The 22,020-nt window shown below is 66.9% G+C and carries 14 protein-coding genes and 1 pseudogene; 9 read left to right on the plus strand and 6 right to left on the minus strand.

Features of this window, described 5'->3' with window-relative positions; translation table 11 throughout:
* Positions 1-4: 4 nt before the first annotated feature.
* From AOQ53_RS15420 to AOQ53_RS15445, 6 genes are all read right to left on the minus strand, one after another.
* Entirely contained in the window at positions 5-1,009 is a 1,005-nt protein-coding gene (locus AOQ53_RS15420) for a LacI family DNA-binding transcriptional regulator (RefSeq protein WP_059417735.1), read from the minus strand.
* The gene (gene yicI, locus AOQ53_RS15425) at positions 1,009-3,261 is read right to left on the minus strand and encodes an alpha-xylosidase (protein WP_059417736.1); all 2,253 of its coding nucleotides are present in this window, start codon (positions 3,259-3,261) and stop codon (positions 1,009-1,011) included. Before yicI ends, AOQ53_RS15420 begins: the two co-directional genes overlap by 1 nt.
* A gap of 11 nt (positions 3,262-3,272) precedes the next feature.
* On the minus strand, positions 3,273-4,139 hold the full coding sequence (locus AOQ53_RS15430; protein ID WP_059417738.1) for a carbohydrate ABC transporter permease: 867 nt from the start codon (positions 4,137-4,139) through the stop codon (positions 3,273-3,275).
* The gene (locus AOQ53_RS15435; RefSeq protein ID WP_059417739.1) at positions 4,136-5,110 is read right to left on the minus strand and encodes a carbohydrate ABC transporter permease; all 975 of its coding nucleotides are present in this window, start codon (positions 5,108-5,110) and stop codon (positions 4,136-4,138) included. Before AOQ53_RS15435 ends, AOQ53_RS15430 begins: the two co-directional genes overlap by 4 nt.
* The gene (locus AOQ53_RS15440) at positions 5,107-6,402 is read right to left on the minus strand and encodes an ABC transporter substrate-binding protein (RefSeq protein ID WP_059417740.1); all 1,296 of its coding nucleotides are present in this window, start codon (positions 6,400-6,402) and stop codon (positions 5,107-5,109) included. The genes AOQ53_RS15435 and AOQ53_RS15440 overlap by 4 nt, the downstream gene beginning before the upstream one ends.
* Positions 6,403-6,929: 527 nt before the next feature.
* Positions 6,930-8,537, minus strand: a complete 1,608-nt coding sequence (locus AOQ53_RS15445; RefSeq protein ID WP_078945323.1) for a cellulase family glycosylhydrolase — start codon at positions 8,535-8,537, stop codon at positions 6,930-6,932.
* Between the two features lie 740 nt (positions 8,538-9,277).
* Between AOQ53_RS15445 and AOQ53_RS15450 the strand changes: the two genes are divergently transcribed.
* From AOQ53_RS15450 to AOQ53_RS41060, 9 genes and pseudogenes are all read left to right on the plus strand, one after another.
* On the plus strand, positions 9,278-10,243 hold the full coding sequence (locus AOQ53_RS15450; RefSeq protein WP_059417741.1) for a PaaX family transcriptional regulator: 966 nt from the start codon (positions 9,278-9,280) through the stop codon (positions 10,241-10,243).
* A gap of 611 nt (positions 10,244-10,854) precedes the next feature.
* Positions 10,855-12,138, plus strand: a complete 1,284-nt coding sequence (locus AOQ53_RS15460; RefSeq protein ID WP_059417744.1) for an ABC transporter substrate-binding protein — start codon at positions 10,855-10,857, stop codon at positions 12,136-12,138.
* Positions 12,139-13,155, plus strand: a complete 1,017-nt coding sequence (locus tag AOQ53_RS15465) for a carbohydrate ABC transporter permease (RefSeq protein ID WP_059417746.1) — start codon at positions 12,139-12,141, stop codon at positions 13,153-13,155.
* Complete coding sequence (locus AOQ53_RS15470; RefSeq protein WP_059417748.1) at positions 13,145-13,981, plus strand: carbohydrate ABC transporter permease; 837 nt, start codon at positions 13,145-13,147, stop codon at positions 13,979-13,981. The genes AOQ53_RS15465 and AOQ53_RS15470 overlap by 11 nt, the downstream gene beginning before the upstream one ends.
* Before the next feature lie 148 nt (positions 13,982-14,129).
* The gene (locus AOQ53_RS15475) at positions 14,130-15,935 is read left to right on the plus strand and encodes a rhamnogalacturonan lyase family protein (protein ID WP_167745716.1); all 1,806 of its coding nucleotides are present in this window, start codon (positions 14,130-14,132) and stop codon (positions 15,933-15,935) included.
* A gap of 4 nt (positions 15,936-15,939) precedes the next feature.
* Positions 15,940-17,289: a right-handed parallel beta-helix repeat-containing protein gene (locus tag AOQ53_RS15480; protein WP_099054605.1), complete on the plus strand. Its 1,350-nt coding sequence runs from the start codon at positions 15,940-15,942 to the stop codon at positions 17,287-17,289.
* Between the two features lie 172 nt (positions 17,290-17,461).
* Complete coding sequence (locus AOQ53_RS48075) at positions 17,462-19,489, plus strand: family 43 glycosylhydrolase (protein WP_059417751.1); 2,028 nt, start codon at positions 17,462-17,464, stop codon at positions 19,487-19,489.
* 117 nt (positions 19,490-19,606) lie between these two features.
* The gene (locus tag AOQ53_RS15490) at positions 19,607-21,538 is read left to right on the plus strand and encodes a glycosyl hydrolase 53 family protein (protein ID WP_059417753.1); all 1,932 of its coding nucleotides are present in this window, start codon (positions 19,607-19,609) and stop codon (positions 21,536-21,538) included.
* A 249-nt stretch (positions 21,539-21,787) separates the two neighbouring features.
* Positions 21,788-22,020, plus strand: a pseudogene (locus tag AOQ53_RS41060) (RICIN domain-containing protein); the annotation flags it as partial.

The following is a 22,020-nucleotide window of genomic DNA, read 5'->3' on the forward strand; positions in this document are numbered from 1 at the left end:
TGGGTCAGGGGCGGGGCATGGTGCTGGCCCGCACGGTCAGCCGCGGTGACAGCAGGGTCACCTCCGGTGCGGCACCGCCGCCGAGTTTCTTCATCAGCAGGTCCACCGCCCCGGCGCCCACCTCGGCGGCCGGTATGGCGATCGACGTGACGGGGACGCGGGCGCGCTCGGCCAGTTCGTCCGGGCAGATCGCCGTGACCGACAGATCCCTCGGAACCCGTAGACCGAGCCCCTCGAACGCGTCGATCAGCGGCTCCAGGATCGGCTCGTTGTGCACGACGACACCAGTCAGCGCGGGCCGCTCCCGCAGGAGTTGCTCGGCGACCTGACGGGCCGCCGCGGGCGTCGACTCGCAGGGGTGGACCGAGGAGGACAGCCCGTTCCGGTCGGCCGCGGCGGTGAAGCCCTGGACCACCCGCTGGGCGAACCCCGTCTCCCGTACGTACACCTCGGGCGGCGACCCCACGAGTCCGATCACCCGGTGTCCGAGCCCGGCCAGATGCTCGACGCACAGCTCACCCGCCGCCCTGAAGTCCAGGTCGATGCAGGTCAGCCCCTCCGGCTCCTGGGGGAACCCGATCAGCACCGAGGGCCGGTCCAGGGCGCGCAGCAACGGCAGCCGAGCATCGTGGAGTTGGAGGTCCATCACGATCAGCGCGTCGACCAGTGCCGTGTCCGCGACGCGCCGCAGCCCCGCCTCACCCTCCTCCTGCGTCAGAAGCAGCACGTCGTGGTCGTGCTGACGGGCGGAGGTCACCACCGACACCGCGAACTGCATCACCACCGGCACATGGATGCCGGCCCGTAAGGGAATCACCAGCGCCAGCACGTTCGACCTGCTGCTCGCCAGCGCCCGGGCCCCGGCGTGCGGACTGTAGCCGAGCTGGAGGATGGACGCCTCGATGCGCCGCCGGGTCTCCTCGGAGATCGGGCGTTTGCCGCTCAGGGCGTACGAGACCGTGCTGGGGGAGACCCCGGCGTGCCGCGCGACATCGGTGATCTTGACCATCAGCCGAGCTCCACCGTCAGGAATCCGGTGCCGGCCTTCGCCCGCACCTCACGCCCGCCCGAGGCCAGCCCCCAGGGAGCCGAGGGGTCGTTGCAGGAAGCCCGCAGAGTGTCCCCTTCGCGGACGACGGTGAAGGTCACGTCTCCCACGGGCACCGTCACCTGGGCGCCGCGCCCGAGCTCGTACGCGTGCAGGGTGACGCCGTCGGCGTACGCGTAGTCGGGCCGGTCGTCCACGGCCCCCACCGGGATCACCGCACCCGGCCTGACCAGCAGCGGAACGCTCAGGAAGCCGTGCCGCTCGCGCACCCAGCGCGGGCCGGTCACCTGCTCGCCGGTGAGGAAGTGAGTCCAGGTGCCCTCGGGAACGTAGTACGAGATGTCTCCCTCGTCGGAGAACACGGGCGCGACCAGCAGGTCGGGGCCGAGCATGTACTGCCGTTCCAGATGCGCGCACCCGGGGTCGTCCGGGAACTCCAGGACCATCGCGCGCATCATCGGCACGCCCTCGGTGTGCGCGGCGCGGGCGGCTTCGTACAGGTAGGGCATGAGACGCAGCTTCAGGCGTGTGAAGAGGCGCAGCACGTCCACGGCCTCCTCGTCGAAGAGCCAGGGGACGCGGTAGGAGGAGCTGCCGTGCAGCCGGCTGTGCGAGGACAGCAGGCCGAAGGCGATCCACCGTTTGAAGAGGGCGGGCGTCGGCGTGCCCTCGAAGCCGCCGATGTCATGGCTCCAGAAGCCGAACCCGGACAGGCCGAGGGAGAGCCCGCCGCGCAGCGACTCGGCCATCGACTCGTACGTCGCCTCGCAGTCGCCGCCCCAGTGCACGGGGAACTTCTGGCTGCCCGCGGTCGCCGAGCGGGCGAAGACGACGGCTTCGGACTCACCCCGGTGCTTGCTGAGCACGTCGAAGACCGTGCGGTTGTACAGGTACGAGTAGTAGTTGTGCATCCGCTCGGGGTCGCCGCCGTCCGCGTACGCGACGTCGACCGGGACCCGCTCCCCGAAGTCCGTCTTGAAGCAGTCGACGCCCTGCGCGAGCAGCGCCTCCAGCTTCGACGCGTACCATTGCCGGGCGGGCTCGCTCGTGAAGTCGACCAGTGCCATCCCCGGCTGCCACAGGTCCCACTGCCAGACAGCGCCGTCCGGCCTCTTCAGCAGATGCCCGAGGGCCTTGCCCTCCGCGAAGAGCGGCGAGCGCTGCGCGATGTACGGGTTGATCCACACGGAGATGTGCAGGCCGCGCTCCTTGAGGCGGGCCAGCATCCCCTCCGGGTCGGGGAAGACCCGCGGATCCCATGCGAAGTCGCACCAGTTGAACTCGCGCATCCAGAAGCAGTCGAAGTGGAAGACCGAGAGCGGGAGTTCGCGCTCCTTCATGCCGTCGATGAAAGAGGTGACGGTGGTCTCGTCGTACGAGGTGGTGAAGGACGTCGACAGCCACAGCCCGAACGACCAGGCGGGCGGCAGCGCCGGGCGGCCGGTGAGTGCCGTGTACTTGCGGAGGATGTCCTTCGGGGTCGGGCCGTAGATGACGTAGTACGTCAACTGCTGTGTCTCGGCGCTGAACTGAACCCGGGACACCGCCTCCGAGCCGACCTCGAACGACACCCGGCCCGGATGGTCGACGAAGACGCCGTAGCCCGCGTCCGTCAGATAGAACGGCACGTTCTTGTACGCCTGCTCCGTGGCCGTGCCCCCGTCGGCGTTCCACATGTCGACGACCTGGCCGTTCTTGACCAGCGGCCCGAAGCGCTCGCCGAGCCCGAAGACCTGCGTGCCCACGCCGAGGTTCAACTGCTCGCGCAGATAGTGGCCGCCGGTGCCGGCGTCCCGCATGATGCCCATGCCCTTGGGGCCGCTGGAGGTGAGGGTGCGGCCGTCCGCGAGGAAGTCGACGTGCCAGGGCCCTGTGCGGCTCACTTTTATGGACAGGGCGCCCGCGGTGAGGGTCGCGGACTCCTCGTCGTACCCGGTGTGGGCCGTGAACTCCTCCTTGCTGAGCTCGAACTGGGGCCCGTGCGGCTCCTCGCCCTCGAAGTGTGTGAACGTGACGCCGATGACGTCCGGCATGGGCGCGTGCGCGCTGATCGTCACGACCGGTCCCTTCAGCAGGTCGCCGCGGTGGCGGATGGGCTGGGTCGGCGCGTGGATCTCCAGGGCGCCTGACCCGGCGGTCACATCCAGCACCTCGACCGGATGGGCCGCGGTCACACCCTCGCGCAGCAGCCAGTAGCCATCGGTGAACTTCACTCCCGCACCCCTTACTTGACGGCACCCACGGCGATGCCACGGGTGAGAGTCCGCTGGAAGACGAGGAAGAAGACGATGGCGGGCAGCACGCCCAGCAGCGCGGCGGCGTTCGTCATCGTGGCGTCCATCAGACGCTGGCCCTGGAGCACGCCGAGCGCCACCGACACGGTCTGGTTGTCGTTGGAGATCAGCATGACCAGGGGCAGCAGGAACTCGTTCCAGGTCCAGATGAAGAAGAAGACCAGCAGTACGCCGATGGTCGGGCGGCTGACGGGAACCACGATCCGCCACAGCACCTGCCACTTGTTCGCCCCGTCGATCCGCGCGGCCTCGATGATCTCGCGCGGGAACTGGCCGAGCACGGCGGAGAGGAGATACGTACCGAACGCGGCCTGGACCACGGTGAACACGATGATCACGCTCAACCGGGTGTCGTACAGGCCGACTTCCTTGCTCAGGTAGTAGACCGGGTAGACCAGCGCCTCCTGCGGCAGCATGTTCGCCAGGACGAAGAAGGCGAGCACCCAGGTGCGGCCCTTGATGCGGCCGACGCCGATCGCGTACGCGTTCAGCACGGACAGGACGACGGCCAGGAGGGCCACGCTGCCACTGATCAGTATGGAGTTGACGAGCTTCTGGCCGAAGTCGACTCGCGCCCAGAAGTCCTTCAGACCGTCCAGGTAGACGCCCTCGGGGAGGCTGAGCGGGCCGTTCGCCGAGTACTCGGCGGGCGACTTCACCGCGTTGAGCGCGACGATCAGGAAGGGCAGGACCATGAACAGGGCGCCGATGAACAGGGCGACGAGGACGGGATAGCGGCCGACGACGGAGCGGACGGGCCGGTGTGACCTGGTGCGTACGGCTTGTACGGCTGTCATGTGCGGAGCCCTTCCTCGGCGTCCTCGGCGCGGGTCTGGAGCTTGAGGCCGATGAGCGCCAGCACGAGGATGACCACGGTCAGCACGGTCGAGATCGCAGCGCCGTAGCCGACCTGGGTCTTCTCGAAGAAGGTGGTGAAGGAGAAGTAGGACGGGACGTTGGTCGCACCGCCGGGCCCGCCCTTCGTGAGGACGTACACCGCGCCGAAGACCTTGAGCGCGGCGATCGTGCACCAGAGGAGGACGACGTAGATCTCGGGCCGGATCTGGGGGAGGGTGACGTGCCAGAACCGTCGCCACCACCCGGCGCCGTCCAGCTCGGCGGCCTCGTACAGCTGCGGGTCGACGCGTTGCAGCCCCGCCATGAAGACGACCAGCGGAAAGCCGATCTGCACCCACACCATCACGCCCATCACGCTGTAGAGCGCGATGTCGGGGTCGCCGAGCCAGTCCTGCTGGAGGCTGCCGAGCCCGATGGCCTTCAGGAGTTCGTTCAGGGAGCCGTTCTCCGGCGCGAGGATCCAGCTCCATACGATGCCCGCGACCGCGATCGGCAGGACCTGCGGGAGATAGAAGCAGGCGCGGAGCACGGCGACCGTCTTCGTCCCGAAGTGCTTGCCGACGAAGTCGAACAGGGCGGCCGCGAGAACCAGCCCCATCACCGTCGGCACCGCCGCCATCGCCACGACCATGAAGAGGCTGTGCCGGAAGGACGCCCAGAACTCCGAGTCGCCCATCAGCTCCCGGTAGTTGGCGAGCCCGGCCCACTTCGGGGTGCCGACGCCCTGCCACTCGGTGAAACTCACGCCCGTGTTCATGAGGAACGGCACGATGATGATCGCGAAGAAGGCGAGGATCCCCGGGAGCAGGAACAGGGTGTACGAGTCCCGGGGGCGGCGCGGGCCCTTCGCGTGCTGATGCTTCTCGGTGACCCGGCCGCCCCGTGCTCCCCGTTCGACGGTGACTGTCACGTCTTCGGCGCGCCCTTGTCGTACGCCTCCTGCACCGCGTCCAGGTAGGCCTCCGGTTTCGCGCTCCCCGTGATCAGCTTCTGCGTCTCGGAGACGAGGACGTCGTAGAAACCGGGAACGGGCCAGTCGGGGTAAAAGGCCAGGCCGTCCCTCTCGGAGAGCGTGTTGAAGTTGGCGATGAGCGCCTTGGCCTGCGGGTCGGTGATGGCGGCGGGGTCGGCCGCCACCGGGACGCCGCCCTTGTTGCCGAGCAGGTTCTGGATCTTCTTCGACATGGTGATGTCGATGAAGTCGTACGCCAGCTCCTTGTTCTTGGCGCCCTTGGGGACGACCCAGAGGTTGCCGCCGGAACCGAGGGTCATGTCCGAGTCCGGCCAGAGGAAGGTGCCCCAGTCGAACTTGTTCTCCGCGGCGAACCGGCCGTACCACCAGCTGCCGGAGAACAGGATCGGGCTCTTGCCCTGGATGAAGGAGACCCCGGCGTCCTCCGCCTTCGTACCGCTGGACTTCTTGCTGATGTAGCCCTTCTTCACCCAGTCCGCGAAGGTCTCGGCGCCGTGCGTCCAGGCGGCGTCGTGGAAGTCGGTCTTGCCCTTGTAGAGCTGGTACGAGTCGACCCACGCGCGGTCGGCCTTCGACAGCGCGAGCTGGTAGAGGTACTGCCCGGCCATGTACTCGGCGCCCGCGTTGGCGAGCGGGGTGATGCCCTCGTCGACGAACTTGTCCATGGCGGCGGTGAGTTCGTCGAACGTGGTGGGTTCCTGGATCCCGTACTTCTTGAAGAGATCCTTGTTGTAGAACACCATCGTGTACTCGGCGTAGTTGGGGATTCCGTACCACTTTCCGGAACCCATCACGCCGTTGGTGTCGTACTGGCTGGTCGTCCGCACCCCGGAGCTGAGCTTCTTGTCCCAGCCGCGCTTGGTGGCCTCGGCGGACAGATCGGTCAGGAGCCCCTGCTTGGAGAGGAGTCCCGCCGTCGCGTTGCCCTTGTTGTACTCCATGAGGTCGGGTGCGTCGTCCGAGTTGAGGACCATCGGGGCGGTCTTCTGGATCTGTTCGAAGCCCTTCTCCTCGAACTCCACCTTGACCCCCGGATGGGTCTTCTCGAACTCCTTGATGGCCGCGTTCCAGGCCACGCCCATCGCGCTGTCCGGACCTTCGTAGTGCCACAGCTTCAGCGTCTTGCCGTCTGATCCACCACTGTCCGAGTCGCCGCAGGAGGCCAGGAGCAGAGCCCCGCTCAGAACCGCCGCAGCGGTCGCCACCACACGTCTTCGTGCCGTCATCATTCAGTGCCTCCAGGGGAGTGGGATGGCTCACTGTCCCGGTGAGTCGTGCTCGTCACGCTCGTCGTGGGGGCGTCACGCAGGGTTCATCGAATCGTTTCGATGCGAGACGTCGAAGCGCTTCGACGGAGGAAGGTATGCGGGGGCCGGGGGCGCGTCAATGGGGGGCGTCGGAATTGGGACGGGCGTTCGGTGGGTCGGACGCGGTGTCCGTCAGCAGACGTGATCCAGTCGCCGGTCCATTGCCGCCATCGGAACCGGACCACCTTCGGGGCGCTGCGCCCCGGTCGTGCGCGGCGGCGTTTGCCGGTGGCCCGGGCGTCCAGGCGCACCAGCAGGTGTGCCCCGACCGGCGCTGGCCGGCCCCGTTTCCCGCCCACGGGCGTGTGTGTGAGCTGTTCGTGGGGGGCGAACACAGCCGGCTCGGCCCGCAGCATGCCGACGTCGACCGCACCACACAAACACAGAGTCCCCGTCAGCAAACCGACGGGGACTCATGAACGATCGAGACTGATGTTCTTGAATTTCGGCTACTTGCGTTCGAAGGACCAGATTGTGCTGCTGTCGGTCGATCCGGTGTTCCATTTCACTTCGCCGGCCGAGGTTCCGTACATGAAGTGCCTGTCGGGTTGTTCGTTGTTGAGCCGGAAGCCTCCGGAGGCTGATTCGAGCCTCCATAGCGAATCTGGGGTTACTTCGCCGGAGTTCCAGATGACGGCGCTGTTCGTTTCGGAGTCGGCGTAGAACCGCCCGGTTCTGGCGTTCCTGATCGTCCAAGCGCCGGAGGAGTGCTGCGTGACGACCCAGTCCTGGTCGTCGTACGAGCCGGCGGCGGCGAGGGTGATCGCGCCGTTCGCGTCCGAGTCCAGGTACTTGCCCGTCGACACGTTTCTGATCTTGTAGGTGGCAGACGGTAGGCCCGGGCTGCCACCACCGCCACCAACGCCGCTCATGATGGCATCAATAATGCCCTGCTGGGTCACCGCATGGGAATGTCGGTTGAACAGCCCGAACCCGTACCGTCCGGTTTCGCCGTTGTCCCAGTAGACCGGGGCCGCTCCGTACTTCTTGGCGGTGGAGGCGACGGCGCGCATGTAGTCCGCGCGATACCTGGGGTTCGATGAATCGAACGATGACTTGTCGATCGCACCGTACTCACCGACGACTACCGGGTATCCCCGTACGACGAATTTGTCGTACATCTTCTTCAACTGCGCGTCCAGGTAGTCCTCCTGTCCCCAGGTCGACGTCTTTGACGGATTGGTCGCTGCTCGTCCCCATTGCGTGATGGTGCCGCTTTCCTCTCCGGCGAAGTCCCACGGGTCGTAGTGGTGAACGGAGATCATGATGCGCTGTTCATTACTGGGGATGGAGGGGGAGCGATATTGGTCGGTCGGCAGCACGAAGCCGTAGTTCCCTGCGGTGTACTCGATGTTCGTGTTCCAGCCGGGAACGAGCAGCCACCTTGAACCGTTGTTCCCGCCGGTCCTCCGGACGGTGTCGACGAAGATCTGGTTGTAGCTGTTGATGTTCGAGTAGCACGGCTGGGTGGGGCGGCCGAATTGCCCGTCGAAGTTCTCGTTCATGGACTCCAGGATCAGGCGCTGGTCGTAGTTCTGGAACCTGGTCGCGATCTGTTGCCAGACCTTCTGGTACTTGGCCCTGATCGCCGTCTGGTTGGACGAGTCACAGATCAGCCAGGAGCCGTAGATGGTCTTGTAGCCGTCGCCGTGCATGTTGATCAGCACGTACAGGCCACGGTTGTAGGCGTAGTTGACGACTTCCTGGATCCTGTTCAGCCAGGCGGCGTTGATCGTGTAGTCCGGGCCGGGGCCTATGTGCCGCAGATACGAGACCGGGATTCGTATTGTTTTGAAGCCTGCGGATTTCACCTTGTCGATGAGGGCCTGCGTGATAATCGGCTGGCCCCATGCCGTTTCGCTGGGATATCCGTTGGAGTTGGCCTCCATCTGGTTCCCCAGGTTCCAGCCGGCGCCCATTTCGGCTACGATCTGCGTGGCGTTCAGCTGTGTCGTGGTGTCGGCCGATGCCTGGTTCGTCAGGCCGGCGAAAGATGCGACGACCGCCAACACAACGGCAAGGAAAATGGCTCTGATCTTCCCCACTTGTGAAACCATGGGCATTTCCTCTCTTCTGGTTTTGAGGGGGTCAAAACCAGGTAGATCCACCCGCCCGGGCGCGGTGGCGGTGGTCTGGCATAGCCGTACGCCCCCGGTGATCATGAGTGGGAAGCGCTGGCGCAGGCGCGGAGCAGTTCGGCGGACTCGGTGCCGCGACCACTGTGCCGTGCCACAGGTCTCCCTTTGGTCCTGGGGGACATGAGGCTGCACTCGAATCGAGCGGCCTGAGCCGCCGGCCTCTTTCGAAGCGTGGCCCCGCATCCAGCCTGTGAATGTACGCGGTCAAACACGTGCCGATGATGTAAGCGCATGCTGGGGATCGTTGCAAGTGTTGCGCGCGATCCAGTGTGAACGTACACAGCGTGTCGGGGGCTCCGGAACAGGCTCGTCGCGCGGCCACGGCCGATTGCCAGGCCTGTGAAGCTTCCACGTCACCGTATGGGTGGCGCCCCTGGCCCCGGCTTCACTCAGCAGGAAGTGACGGCGGACCGCCCGTGGAACTCGCAACGAGGGCGGCAGGCGAGATCCCTCTGTTACTCGGCAGTATGCTTCACTCGGCGCCCGACCGGGCGTCGAAATGTCAGCCAGGTGATGCTCGGGGTGTGCGTGCCTTGGTGCGAGGTGGCCGTCGGAGACATCGGCGGTCAGGGTGGCGGCGGCCGACGCCCAGGTCACGTCCGTGCTTCAGGCCGGGCCGTTACAGTGGGACCGCCCATTCGACGCGTCGGAGCAGACCCTTGGCCAACCTGTCTCACCTCGAGGAGATCTTCTCCGGCGACGGCACCAGGCCGATGCGGTTGCCGCGCTGGCAGGACGGCGGTTCACCAGCGGGTTTGGCGGTCACTCTGGTCGCTGACTACACGTTTCCGGCTCGGGCCTGGTTGCCGGCGGCGGCGATCGTGACGTTGCTGGGGGAGTTCGACGTGGCCGCGGGCGCCGCTCGTACGACGATCAGCAGGCTGGCGCGTCGTGGGGTGCTGGAGGGCAGTCGGCAGGGGCGGTATAGCTCCTACCGGCTGACGCGGGAGGCCGCTGTCGATCTGTGGAGCGGTGGTGCCTCGATCGCCACGTTCACCACGCAGCCCGACTCATGGGACGGATGGTGGACCCTGGTCGCCTTCTCCGTGCCGGAGCAGGAGAGCGCGCGTCGGCGGGCGCTGCGCACGGCGCTGCGGTGGCGGGGGTTCGCGCCGCTGTACGACGCGGTGTGGGCGTCGCCGCACCCGCTCACCCCCAAGGGGCGTGCCGAGCTGGCCGATTTGGCGCTGGGGGCGGTGAGTGTGTTCCGCGCGCGCCAGGTGGATCTGGAGACGGAGGCCAACCGCAACCCGGTCCAGGCGTGGGACCTGCCCGGCATCGCCGGGCAGTACGAGATCTTCATCCGGCGGTGGAGCGGCCTGCTGCCCCGTATCGGCGCTGGTGGCGTCACCGGCGCCGCGGCGGTGCGCGCCCGCACCGAGGTGATGAACACCTACCGCCACTTCCCGGTGCTGGACCCGCTGCTGCCCATCGATCTGCTGCCGGCCGGCTGGCCCCGGTCCCGGGCGAGGGAAGTGTGCGTCGCGGTGTACGACGGTCTGGCCCACCCGGCCCAGGAACACGTCCGTTCGGTGGCGGCCCGGTCCGCGGACGGTCCGCACCTGGACATCAGTGCCCATACGATCGCCGGCATGAGTGCTGGTATCGGTCACAGCCACGGCTGACGGCCTGAGGGTCTGACCCTGAGTTCAGAGGGATTTGGGTCGCAGCGATTGACAGATGAGAGTCCGATCGCGACTCTTCTGTCATTCGAAGCGATGTGGGAGCGTTCACAGTCATGTGCAGCGCACAGAGCAGATCGTATGCATCGCTCCTCGCCGCCTCGGGCCTTTGTACCTCCGCATCAGTGGTGACAGGAGGCACTTCATGCGTGAGTCACGGCCGGTCGGCTCGACAGTTGCGGTGGTTCCCGGACCAGCGTGCGAGTTGGAGCCCTCGGCGGCCAGCTGCACAGCAAGGGACTGGAGTCCGGCATCTTCCCGATGGCCAACGCGGCCCGGGCATGCGCAGGACGCCCGCTACGGCCGGGGCATGCCGGAGGTCAGCCGCCCCGGCCTGACGGACACGGACCTGCGCAGCCACTTCGTTCTGTGGGCCATGATGCCCGCACCGCCGCTCGTGGGCAGCGATGTGTGCAGCGCGTCGGCGGCAACGCTGAGCATCCTCAGGAACGCCGACCCCTGTTCAACCAGAGCAGCCGTTCGCGATGTCTGTTCGGTCACCACCGGAGCGATCAAGGGGTGGGCCGCACGCTCGGAAGGTGGTGCACGCGCCCATGGCAGTGTCACGAAGACGGCTTCTGGCGCTGGGCGCCGGAGCGGCCGCCGGAGGGTTCGGGCTGGCCGGTTGCGGGTCGAAGCGCTCGCTCGGCGACTCGGATGAGATCACGCTGTGGACCTGGGACCGGTCAGTGAGCGACGAGCTGGTCGCCCGGGCCGAGACGAAGGGCATTCCCGGGTCCGAGGGCTTCAGACTCAGCCGCACCAACATCGGCGGCCACTTCAACACCAAGGTGCGTACCGCGCTCGCCGGCAAGTCCCTGGTGCCGGACATCATCGGCATCAACTCCGACGTGGCCACCTACTTCCCCAACCAGGACGCGTTCGTCGACCTGAACGACTTCGGCGCGGCCGAGCTGAAGAGCCGGTACCTGGACTGGAAATGGAACGAGTGCGTCACGCCCGAGGGCCGGATGATCGCGTTCCCCATGGACACCGGCCCCACCGGGCTGTTCTACCGCGCCGACCTGCTTCAGGAAGCCGGGATCACCACCGACCCGAAGGAGCTGGCCGCCCGCGCCCCGGACTGGGACGGCTTCATCGCCCTGGGCAAGGAGCTGCGGAAGTCCCGGGAGCGCGCGGTGATCTGTCCCAACATCCACCACGTCTGGAGCATCCGGCTCGGCCAGTTGGCCGGCAAGTTCATGACCGAGGACGGCCGGTACATCGGCGACCGGGACGAGCTGCGCGAGGCTTTCGAACTGGCCTACCGGATCGGCAGGGACGGCCTGTCGGCCGGCGCCCCGGAGGGCTCCACCGACTTGTACGGCGTGGTCACCAGCGGCCGCCAGCCGGTCGGCATCGGCGCGGTGTGGTGGGGCTTCGCCTTCCCTGAGTCGGCCGCGCCGAAGACCGAGGGCAAGTGGCGGGTGACCGACCCGCCCGGAGGCGCCGGCAACGTCGGCGGCTCCTTCCTGGCGATCACCAAGTACTCCAAGAATCCCGAGGCGGCCTACAAGTTCATCACCTGGCTGCAGTCTCCGGAGAACCAGGTCAAGGCGTTCACGGAGATGTCGCTGTTCCCGTCCTCCCCGCGCTCCTTCACGAGGCCTCAGATGCGTGAGCCCCGGCCCTTCTACGGCGGGCAGCGCACCATCGAGGTGTTCGGCCCGTCGGCACGGCAGGTCAAGACCGTCTACAAGAGCCCGTACGACCGGGTGATGGACCCCGTCTTCGCCGCAGAGCTCGCCAACGTGGAGTCCGGCAAGAACGTCGACACGGCATGGAGGGACGCCCAGGACACCATCGAGCGCGAGCTGACCCGCGAGGGGGCGATCTGAATGGGCCTCGCCGATGCGCCGCGCGGGAAGGCCGTCAAGCCGCGCGGGAGCGCCGCCAAGCCGCCGCCGGACGGGTCCAGGCCGCTGCCCGGCTGGCGCCGCTACTGGCCGATGTACGCGGCGGTCTCCCCGTTCTTCATCCTCTTCGCCGTCTTCGGCGTCTTCCCGGTCGGCTTCTCCGTCTACCTGTCGTTCATGTCGTGGGACGGCATCGGAGAGATGCAGGCGATCGGCTGGGAGAACTACGCGTACCTGGTGACCGACTCCGACTTCTGGCAGTCGATCGGCAACACCCTGGTCATCTGGCTCCTGTCCACCGTCCCGATGATCTTTCTGGCGCTGGGCATCGCCTACGCGCTGCACACCGCGGTGCGGTTCAAGGCGTTCTACCGGGTGGCCTACTTCGTCCCGAACATCACCTCGATCGTGGCGATGACCCTGGTGCTCGGCTCGGTCTTCAGCGACAGCTCCGGGCTGCTCAACAGCGCGCTGCGGGCGATCCACGCCGGCGAGGTCGGCTGGCTGTCCGACCCGTGGGCGATGAAGGTCTCCGTGGCGGCGATCACCGTCTGGCGGTGGGTCGGCTACAACGCCATCATCTGCCTGGCCGGCCTCCAGGCCATCTCCAGCGACGTGTTCGAGGCGGCCAAGGTCGACGGCGCCAACAACCGCCAGACCTTCTTCCGGATCACCATCCCGATGCTCCGCCCGGTGATCCTGTTCGTCGCCGTCACCTCCACCATCGGCGGGCTGCAACTGTTCACCGAGCCGCAGGTGCTGTTCCCGGTGGACGACAACGGGAACGTCGGCGGTCCCGGCGGCGAGGCCACCACCATCGTGCTCTACCTGTACCAGCAGGCGTTCATCTTCAACCGGTTCGGCTACGGCGCGGCCGTCGGCTGGGCGCTGTTCCTCCTGATCGCGGTGTTCTCCGTCATCAACTGGCGGCTGATCGGCGGCCGCGACGAGGACGCGATCGGCACCGGCAAGCGGAAGGGGAAGTCCCGTGCGCGCTGAGACGGCCGCCAGGTCGCGGACGATCGTGGGCCACGCCGTGCTCCTGCTGGGCGTGCTGATCACGATCTTCCCGTTCTACTGGATGTTCGTGATGGCCTCGAACACCACCGGGGACATCTTTGCCTACCCGCCCGAGCTGGTCCCCGGCTCCCACCTGTGGGAGAACATGAACAAGGTGTTCGACGGGATCGACTTCTGGGGGTCGATGGGCATCACCGTCGTGGCCGCCACTGCCGTGACGTTCCTGGTGCTGCTCTTCGACTCGCTGGCCGCCTTCGCCTTCGCCAAGTACGACTTCCCCGGGCGGAGGGTGCTGTTCTGGATCGTGCTGGCCACCTTCATGATCCCGATGCAGCTGGCGCTGGTGCCGCAGTTCGTCACCCTGGCCTGGCTCGGCTGGGTCGGCTCGCTCAAGGCACTGATCATTCCCGGTGCGGCCAACGCGTTCGGGATCTTCTGGATGCGGCAGTACGCGCAGGGGGCGATCGCCGACGAGCTGATCCAGGCGTCGAGGGTCGACGGAGCCGGGTTCTTCCGCCAGTGGTGGACGGTGGGGCTGCCGGTGCTTCGCCCGGGGCTGGCGTTCCTGGGGATCTTCACCTTCTTCCACATCTGGAACGACTACCTGTGGCCACTGATCGTGATGACCGACCCGGGCAAGCTGACACTGCAGGTGGCCGTGCAGCAGCTGAACGGCGTCTACACCACCGACCAGTCGATGGTCATCGCCGGAGCACTCATGTCGGTGATCCCGCTGATCGGGGTCTTCCTGATCGGCTCGCGCCACTTCATCGCCAACCTGGCCGCCGGAGCCATGAAGTTCTGAAGCAGCACGCGCCTGGTCGGCGCCTTTCGAGAAGCAGTTTCCGCACCTGCGTTGAATTCTTCATGCAGGCCCGAGCCCTGCCCCTGCACGGGAGGATCCCATGAAACAGTCCATCAAGGTCTCGTTAGCCGGGGCCACAGCCGTACTCATGTCCGCCGCGGCTACGACACTCGGAGTCGACGCGGGTGCCGCGACGCCGACGGACGGCGTCGCGGCGGCGGCCGCCCGACCGATGGAGAACCTCGGCCGCGGCGTCGTGGCCGTGCGGTCGAGCAACACCAGTGTTCTCGTCTCCTGGCGGCTGCTGGGACTCGATCCGGACGGCATCGGGTTCAACGTGTACCGGTCCACCGCCTCAGGCCAGGAGGTCAAGCTCAACTCCGCGGTCCTGACCGGAGGCACCAACTTCACCGACTCGACGGCCGACTTGACCCGGTCGAACAGCTACCGGGTACGGCCCGTGATCAACGGCGCGGAGCAGCCACCGAGCGGCGCCTTCACCCTGACCGCCAACCACGCCGTCGAGCCGGCCCTTCGCGTACCGCTGCGCGCCGGTGGCCCGGTGAAGTTCGTCTGGGTCGGCGACCTCGACGGCGACGGTGAGTACGACTTCGTCCTGGATCGCCAGACATCGCCGCAGACACTCGAGGCCTACCGGCGCGACGGGCAGCTCCTCTGGTCGGTCAACATGGGCCCGAACAGCACCAACCAGAACAACATCGAAGGCGGATCGTCCACCATCGACGTCGGCCACAACGACGGCGTGACCGTCTACGACTTCGACAGCGACGGCCGCGCCGAGGTCGCCGTGCGGATCGCCAACGGTGTCCGCTTCGGCAACGGCACCACATTCACCAACAGCGACAACAACCGCCAGTTCATCGCGATCCTCGACGGCATGACCGGGGCGCCCCGCGCGACCGCTCCCGTGCCGACGGACTACCTGGCGGACGGCCCGATGTACGCCCGGTTCGGTGTGGGCTACCTTGACGGTTCCCGGCCCAGTCTGGTCGCCTTCATGAAGAACCGGAGGGGCAACGGGGCGTTCAACCTCATGATGGGCGCCTGGCAGTTCACCGGCCAGTCCCTGACCCAGCAGTGGAAGTGGCTGCGCGGCAACCAGAACACACCCGACGGGCACAACACCCGCGCCATCGACGTCGACGGCGACGGGACCGACGAGGTCGCCGAGATCGGGTTCGTGCTCAACGGCAACGGCACCCTGCGGTACTCCCTGGGCCCCGCGGGCGTCGTCCACGGCGACCGCTTCCACATCGCCAAGATGGACCCCAACCGCCCAGGCCTGCAGGGCTACGGCGTCCAACAGGACAACCCCAGCGGTCTGCGCGAGTACTACTACGACGCCGCCAACGGCTCCATCATCTGGCGACACGGCGGGTCGGGCACCGCCGACGTGGGACGCGGCATGGCCGGCGACATCGACCCGCGGTTCCCCGGCATGGAGGTCTGGTCCTTCTCAGGCCTCTACAACGCACCTGCCAACCGCCTCACCGAACCGAACACCTCGCTGCGTCCCTGGCCGCAGCTGGGCCTGTGGTGGGACGGCGACCTCACGATGGAGCTGCTCAACGACGGCAAGTTCGAGAAGTGGGACCCGAACAACCCCAAGCCCAGCAACAGCCTGACACGGCTGCTCACCACCTCGAACTACGGAGCGGTCGACGCGAGCCAGGACGTCCAGCCCACCTTCTACGGCGACATCCTCGGCGACTGGCGTGAGGAAGCCGTGTACACCAACGCGAGCCACAACCAGCTGATCATCTTCACCACCGATCGCCCGACGAGCACACGGCTGTACACGCTCGCGCACAACCCCGCCTACCGCAACGCCATGACGTTCAAGGGATACATGCAGTCCCACCACGTCGACTACTTCCTCGGCGCCGGCATGACCCGGCCACCGCGGCCGAACATCACCTACTCCGGGAGCTGAGGCCGTGAGAAACGCGAAGTTCGTCACCCCTGTCCTCCTCCTCTCGGTGGTCACGGCGAGCTCCATCGCCATGGCCCCCGGCTCGGCGTCCGCGAGCGGTGCGGCGGCCGGAAACACCTACTACGTCGCCCCGAACGGGAATGACGGGGCAGCGGGTACGCAGACCGCTCCGTGGGCATCGATCGCCCGCGCACAGGCCGTCGCCAAGGCGGGTGACACGGTCTATCTCCGGGGCGGCACCTACGCCTACACCCGAGCGAACAGCGCCTGCTCCAGCCAGTCCGCCAGAGTCGACGCGATCACCCTGAACAAGAGCGGAAGCTCGGGCAACCCGATCCGGTACTGGGCCCACCCGGGCGAGAAGCCGGTCTTCGACTTCTCACGGATGACGGACAACTGCCGTATCAAGGGCTTCAACGTCACCGGCAGCTGGATCCACCTCAAAGGACTGGAAGTCAAGGGCGTTCCGCAGAACAACAACCGGAACGCCGAGTCCTGGGGCATCTGGATCTCCGGCAGCAACGGCGTCTTCGAGCAGATCAACACCCACCACCACATGGGCACCGGCCTGTTCATCAACGGCGGGGGCGGCAACCTCGTCCTCAACTCGGACTCGCATGACAACTACGACCTGCGCAGCAACGACGGTCCCGGCGAGAACGCCGACGGGTTCGGTTCGCACTACACGCCGGCCGGCCGCGCCGCGAACGTGTTCCGGGGCTGTCGCGCGTGGTGGAACGCCGATGACGGGTTCGACCTCATCTCCACCTACTCGCCCGTGATCATCGAGAACTCGTGGGCCTGGCGCAACGGGTACGTGCCGGGGACTACGACGCCCTCCGGCAACGGAGCCGGCTTCAAGTCGGGCGGCTATGGCGGCGACTACGAAGCCAACGCGCCCAAGCACACCGTCCGCTCCTCGGTGGCGTTTCTCAACAAGGCGGCCGGCTTCTACGCCAACCACCACCCGGTGGCCAACGACTTCTTCAACAACACCGGCTACGGAAACAACCCCAACTTCAACATGCGTGGCGTCGACTCGAGCGGCGCCGCCGTCGGCCGGGGCAACCTGCGCAACAACATCGCCTACACCGGAACGCCGACGTCGTACATGACCGGAACGAACGCGGCGTACAACTCCTGGAACCTCGGCGTCCCCCTGTCGGACTCCCAGTTCCGGAGTGTGTCGACGTTCGGCTGGGACGCGCCCCGCCAGACCGACGGAAGCCTGCCCGTGCTGCCCCACCTCCGTCTCGCGGCGAACAGCGCCCTGATCGACAAGGGCACCGGCGTGGGACTGCCATTCAGCGGAAATGCGCCGGATCTCGGCGCCTTTGAGAACGATGGAAGGTGACATCGTGAGGCAAAGATCGCGTGTCGTTTCGAAGTACTGGAAGGTGGCCGCCGCCGCGTTGTTGTCCGTGGCGTTAGCGGCACCGCTCTCGGAGAGCACCGCTGCGGCGGAGACACCCGCAACGAAGACATCGGCAACGGCGCTCCAGGACCAGGGTGCCGCTGCTGGACCGGTGGCGGATCGCGGCCTCAAGCACCTGGTGTCCGACTACCAGACACGCACTCCGACGAAGTACACGGCTGACTCCTGGAAGCCCTTCGCCAAGGCGTTGACCGCCGCGGCCGATGTCGCCGGCGACACGTCGGCCACCACGTCGGAGGTCGCCGACGCGAAGACGGCCCTGATGACCGCCGCCGGCGATCTGAAGGCCGCCGACGAGGGCAGGTTCCAGACCATCACGAACAACACCTTCTGGAACGACACCAGCGGCAACCCCATCTATTCGCAGGGCGGTGGGGTCTTCAAGTTCGGCGACACCTACTACTGGTACGGCGTGCACTACACCGGCGCCGAGCTCTACCGGGCCAATCCGACGAGGAAGTACGACGGCAACGTCAGCTTCGTGTCGATCCCCGTGTACTCGTCCAAGGACCTGGTGAACTGGAAGTTCGAGAACCGCGTCGCGACGCGCTCCACCGGCGTCGGCAGCGGCGCCAACATGGGTGGTGCCGGCTGGGTCGGGCGGCTCGGTGTCTCGTACAACGAGAACACCGGCAAATACGTGCTCGCCACGCAGATGTGGCACACGGGCAGGGGCGGGCACGGTGTCCTGCTGCTGCAGGGCGACTCGCCGACCGACACCTTCGACTACGGCTACTTCCAGACCCAGATCACCAACTCGCCCACGACCGGCACCGGAGACCAGACCGTCTTCACCGACGACAACGGCAAGGACTACCTGATCTTCTCCAACCGCGAAGGACGGTCGCGCGGCTTCGTGGCCAAGTTCCGGGAGTCCGACTCGCTGCGGATCGAGCCAGGCGTGGAGATCCGCCGCGGCGACGGTCGCGAGGGCAACGCCATGTTCAAGCTCGACGGCAAGTACTACCACGCGGCGTCGGACCTGCACGGCTGGAACACCTCGGTCAACTACGTCAATGAGTCGACCAGCAGCAACGTTCAGGGCTCGTACAGCAGCGAGTACGTCCTTGCCGGCACCGAGATGGACTACAGCCACGTGACCCAGACCGGGTTCTTCGTGACGGTCAAGGGCACCAAGCAGAACACGGTGATCTACGCCGGCGACCGCTGGGCCGACTTCGCCTGGAACGGCATCGGGTACAACCAGTGGGTGCCGATCACCAAGACCGGCGCGAGGCCGCAGTTCCACTCGGTGAGCCAGTGGCAGTTCAACGTCACGACCGGCGAGTGGCGCGTCGGGCCGGCGAACAACTACATCCTCAACCCCGACATCCAGGCCGACCGCATCATCGTCTCCAGTGTGCGCGGATGGCGGAACCTCGGCGGTTCGGTGACCAACGTCAACGGTGGTGCGAACGGGTCTCGCTTCGCCCTCCAGGTGAGCAACAGCGGCGGCGTCGAGCAGCGAATCGCGTCGGTGCCCGCAGGCACCTACACCCTGTCCCTGCACGCTCGGGGTAGCGCCGGACAGATCGTGATCACCGGCGCCAACGGCAGCCAACGCACCCTCAGCATCCCGTCGTCGAGCGGCTGGGCCAAGCGCGAGCTCACCGGCATCGCGCTGCCCAGCGGGGCCGCCACCGTCACCGTGCGGGCGTCGGGTTCGGGCGGCGTCACCGTCGACCAACTCTCACTGGTCAAGACCTCTGCCGACGCGCCATCGGGACAGCGTTACGAGGCAGAGACCGCGCCGGCGGTGTGTCAGGGCACGATCGACTCGAACCAAGCGGGCTTTTCCGGTAGCGGGTTCTGCAACGGCACTGCCGCCGCGGGGGCCTTCGCGCAGTTCACGGTGACCCCGGCGGCCGCTGGTACGGCGACGGTGGCGGTCCGGTTCGCCAACGGCTCCAGCAGCGGTGCGCGGCCGGCGAACCTGATCGTCAACGGATCCACGGTGGGGACGGTTTCGTTCGAGTCCACCGGTGCGTGGACGACGTGGTCGACCAAGACCGTGACCGCCCCGCTGAACGCCGGCAGCAACACCATCCGGTTGGATCCGACCACGGCAGCCGGACTGCCCAACGTCGACTACCTCGATGTCGGTGCCGCGACTGGCTGACATCCCACGCTCTGCCGGTCTCTTCGACCGGCAGAGCGTGCAGGGTCGCGTCCTTGAGACCACGACACCGGCGAAACGGCGCTTGCCGCAAGTACGTCACATCGTCAGGAGAAGCACATGAGCAGCAAGCGTCTGCCCCGCGTCATCGCGGGCACGACGACGTTGGTCACCATGGTGTCCGCGACGTTACTCATGGTGCCCGCACCGGCCCATGCGACCTTCGGAACCGCGGACATCAAGCCGATCGAAAGCAATATCGCTGCCAAGCCCTGGGCCTCGGCGACGGCCGGCGACGGCTCGTCGAACGCCGGGCTGGCCATCGACGGCGACCCGACGACATCCTGGCGACCCGGTCGTGCCGCCGCCCGGCAGTGGCTCACCGTCGACCTCGGTGGCACCTACGACAACCTGCGTAAGGTCAAGGTGATATTCCCGGACCGTGGCGTGGCCTACCGGTACGTCGTCGAGGCTTCATCCGACGGTCGCCGGTGGAAGACCATCATCGACAGGTCCCACAACCGAGCCGTGTCACGTGGGGAAGTACACCTGTTCACCCGGTCGGCAACGCGCTTCGTCCGGCTGATGTTCACTGGTGGGCCGGGCCGTGCCCGGGCTGGTGTCAGCGAGCTCCAGGTCTTCAACTACCTGCGCAACGACCTCACCCTCGGCGCCGATCTGTCCTGGATGGACGACGTCCAGGACCAGCAGTACTGGGTCGACCCCCTGGCCCAAGACCGCGGCGCCGGGCCACACCTGCTCGACGTGGCCAAGGATCGTGGCATGCAGCACACCCGGCTGCGGATATTCAACGAGCCGCGCAGCGAGAGCACCGGTCAACCGACGCCGCTACCGCGCCAGGGCCCGGAGCGCTCACTGGCCTCAGCGAAGTGGATCAAGCAGCGGAGCATGGGCCTGGGTATCGACTTCCACTACGCGGACTCGTGGGCGGACCCGAGCAAGCAACCGAAACCACGCGCCTGGGCCGAGCTGGAGTTCGCGGACCTGTCCAAGGCCGTGTACGACTTCACCGCCGACTATCTGGACCGGTTGATCCAGCAGGGCACCACGCCGGAGAAGGTCGCCGTCGGCAACGAGATCATCAATGGGTTCATGTACGGCAGCGAGGCGGCCCACATCGGCACGACGAATCCGCCGTATTTCGTCGACCAGGCCGGTATCTACCAGTCGAAGCCCGGCGGTGGCCTGCTGTGGAAGTACTGGCGGTCAACCGACCCGGTGGAGCAGCAGCTCTACGACCAGTCGTGGGACCGGTTCACCACCCTGGCCGCGGCCGGGATCAAGGCCGTCCGCGACGCGTCACCGACATCCAAGGTCGAGATACACGTGATCGTCGACAAGGACAAGCTCGCCAAAACCATGGAGTTCTGGCACCAGTTCCTCGCCCGGGTGAAGGCAAAGGGCCAGAACCCCGATGTGCTGGCCATCTCGTACTACCCGGAGTGGCATGGCACGCCCGAGGCGCTGGATCTCAACCTGAACACCATGGCCACCACCTATCCCGACTACGAAATCGACATCGCGGAAACCGCCTATCCCGCCTCGGGCGGCGACGGCTCGCCGTTGCCCAACTCACCCTTCCCGCGAACGATTCAGGGCCAGGCGGACGCTGTCCGGAGGGTATTCCAGGCCGCCAACGACGTGGTCGACAACCGAGGTTCAGGGGTGCTGGTGTGGGAGCCGGCCGGCTACCAGCCCATGTTCCGGGCCGTGCCCGGGATGGCGAACACATGGGAGCCGCACGCATCCATCGACGTCTTCAACGCCAGCCGCGCCAAGCACATCCTCCAGGACACCAGCTACACCGCCACCGTGGTGGGCGCCGCCCCGAAGCTGCCTTCCTCCATCCACATGCTCACCACCGCCAACAACAGGATCACCCGTGTCGCCGTCCGCTGGCAGCCGTTGCCACCTGGCGCGACCGACAGGCCGGGTGAGGTGACAGTCAAGGGGATGACCGACACAGGACCGGTCACGGCGGTCATCGACGTCGTTCCCAGACGCGGCGAACACGACTTGACCACCTCATAGCCGGCGGGCGTGGGCCAAGACCGCGAACCCTTACACCACGGTCCACCACGAGGGCACCGGCGACATCATCCAGTGGCTCCCCTGACAAACCGCACAACGCTCCTGCCGCCCCTCGCGGGTGGCAGGAGCAGCCACACCCGTTTTCCCTCCCCGCGTGTCCAGGCGACCTACCGCCGACTGGACCGCCCCGGCAACGGGCCCAGCCGAACGCCAATGGCTACACCCATCCCTCCACCCAAGGAGACATCCATGACCATGCAACGACGGACATTCCTCAGGATGAGTGCGGCCGGAGCGACGGGCGTGGGTCTGTCCCTGCTCGGCGCGGGGCAGGCACTAGCCGCCGTCGGGCCGTTGGACACGGCGCCGACCACGCCGTTCGCGGTCGGCGTGCGCCGGTATGACTGGACCCGTGGCAGCCGCCGGTGCACCACCTACGTCTACTACCCGGCCACCGGCACCCCCGGCGGCAACCCGGTGAC

It is taken from the genome of Streptomyces azureus, from assembly GCF_001270025.1.
Taxonomy (GTDB): Bacteria; Actinomycetota; Actinomycetes; order Streptomycetales; family Streptomycetaceae; genus Streptomyces; species Streptomyces azureus.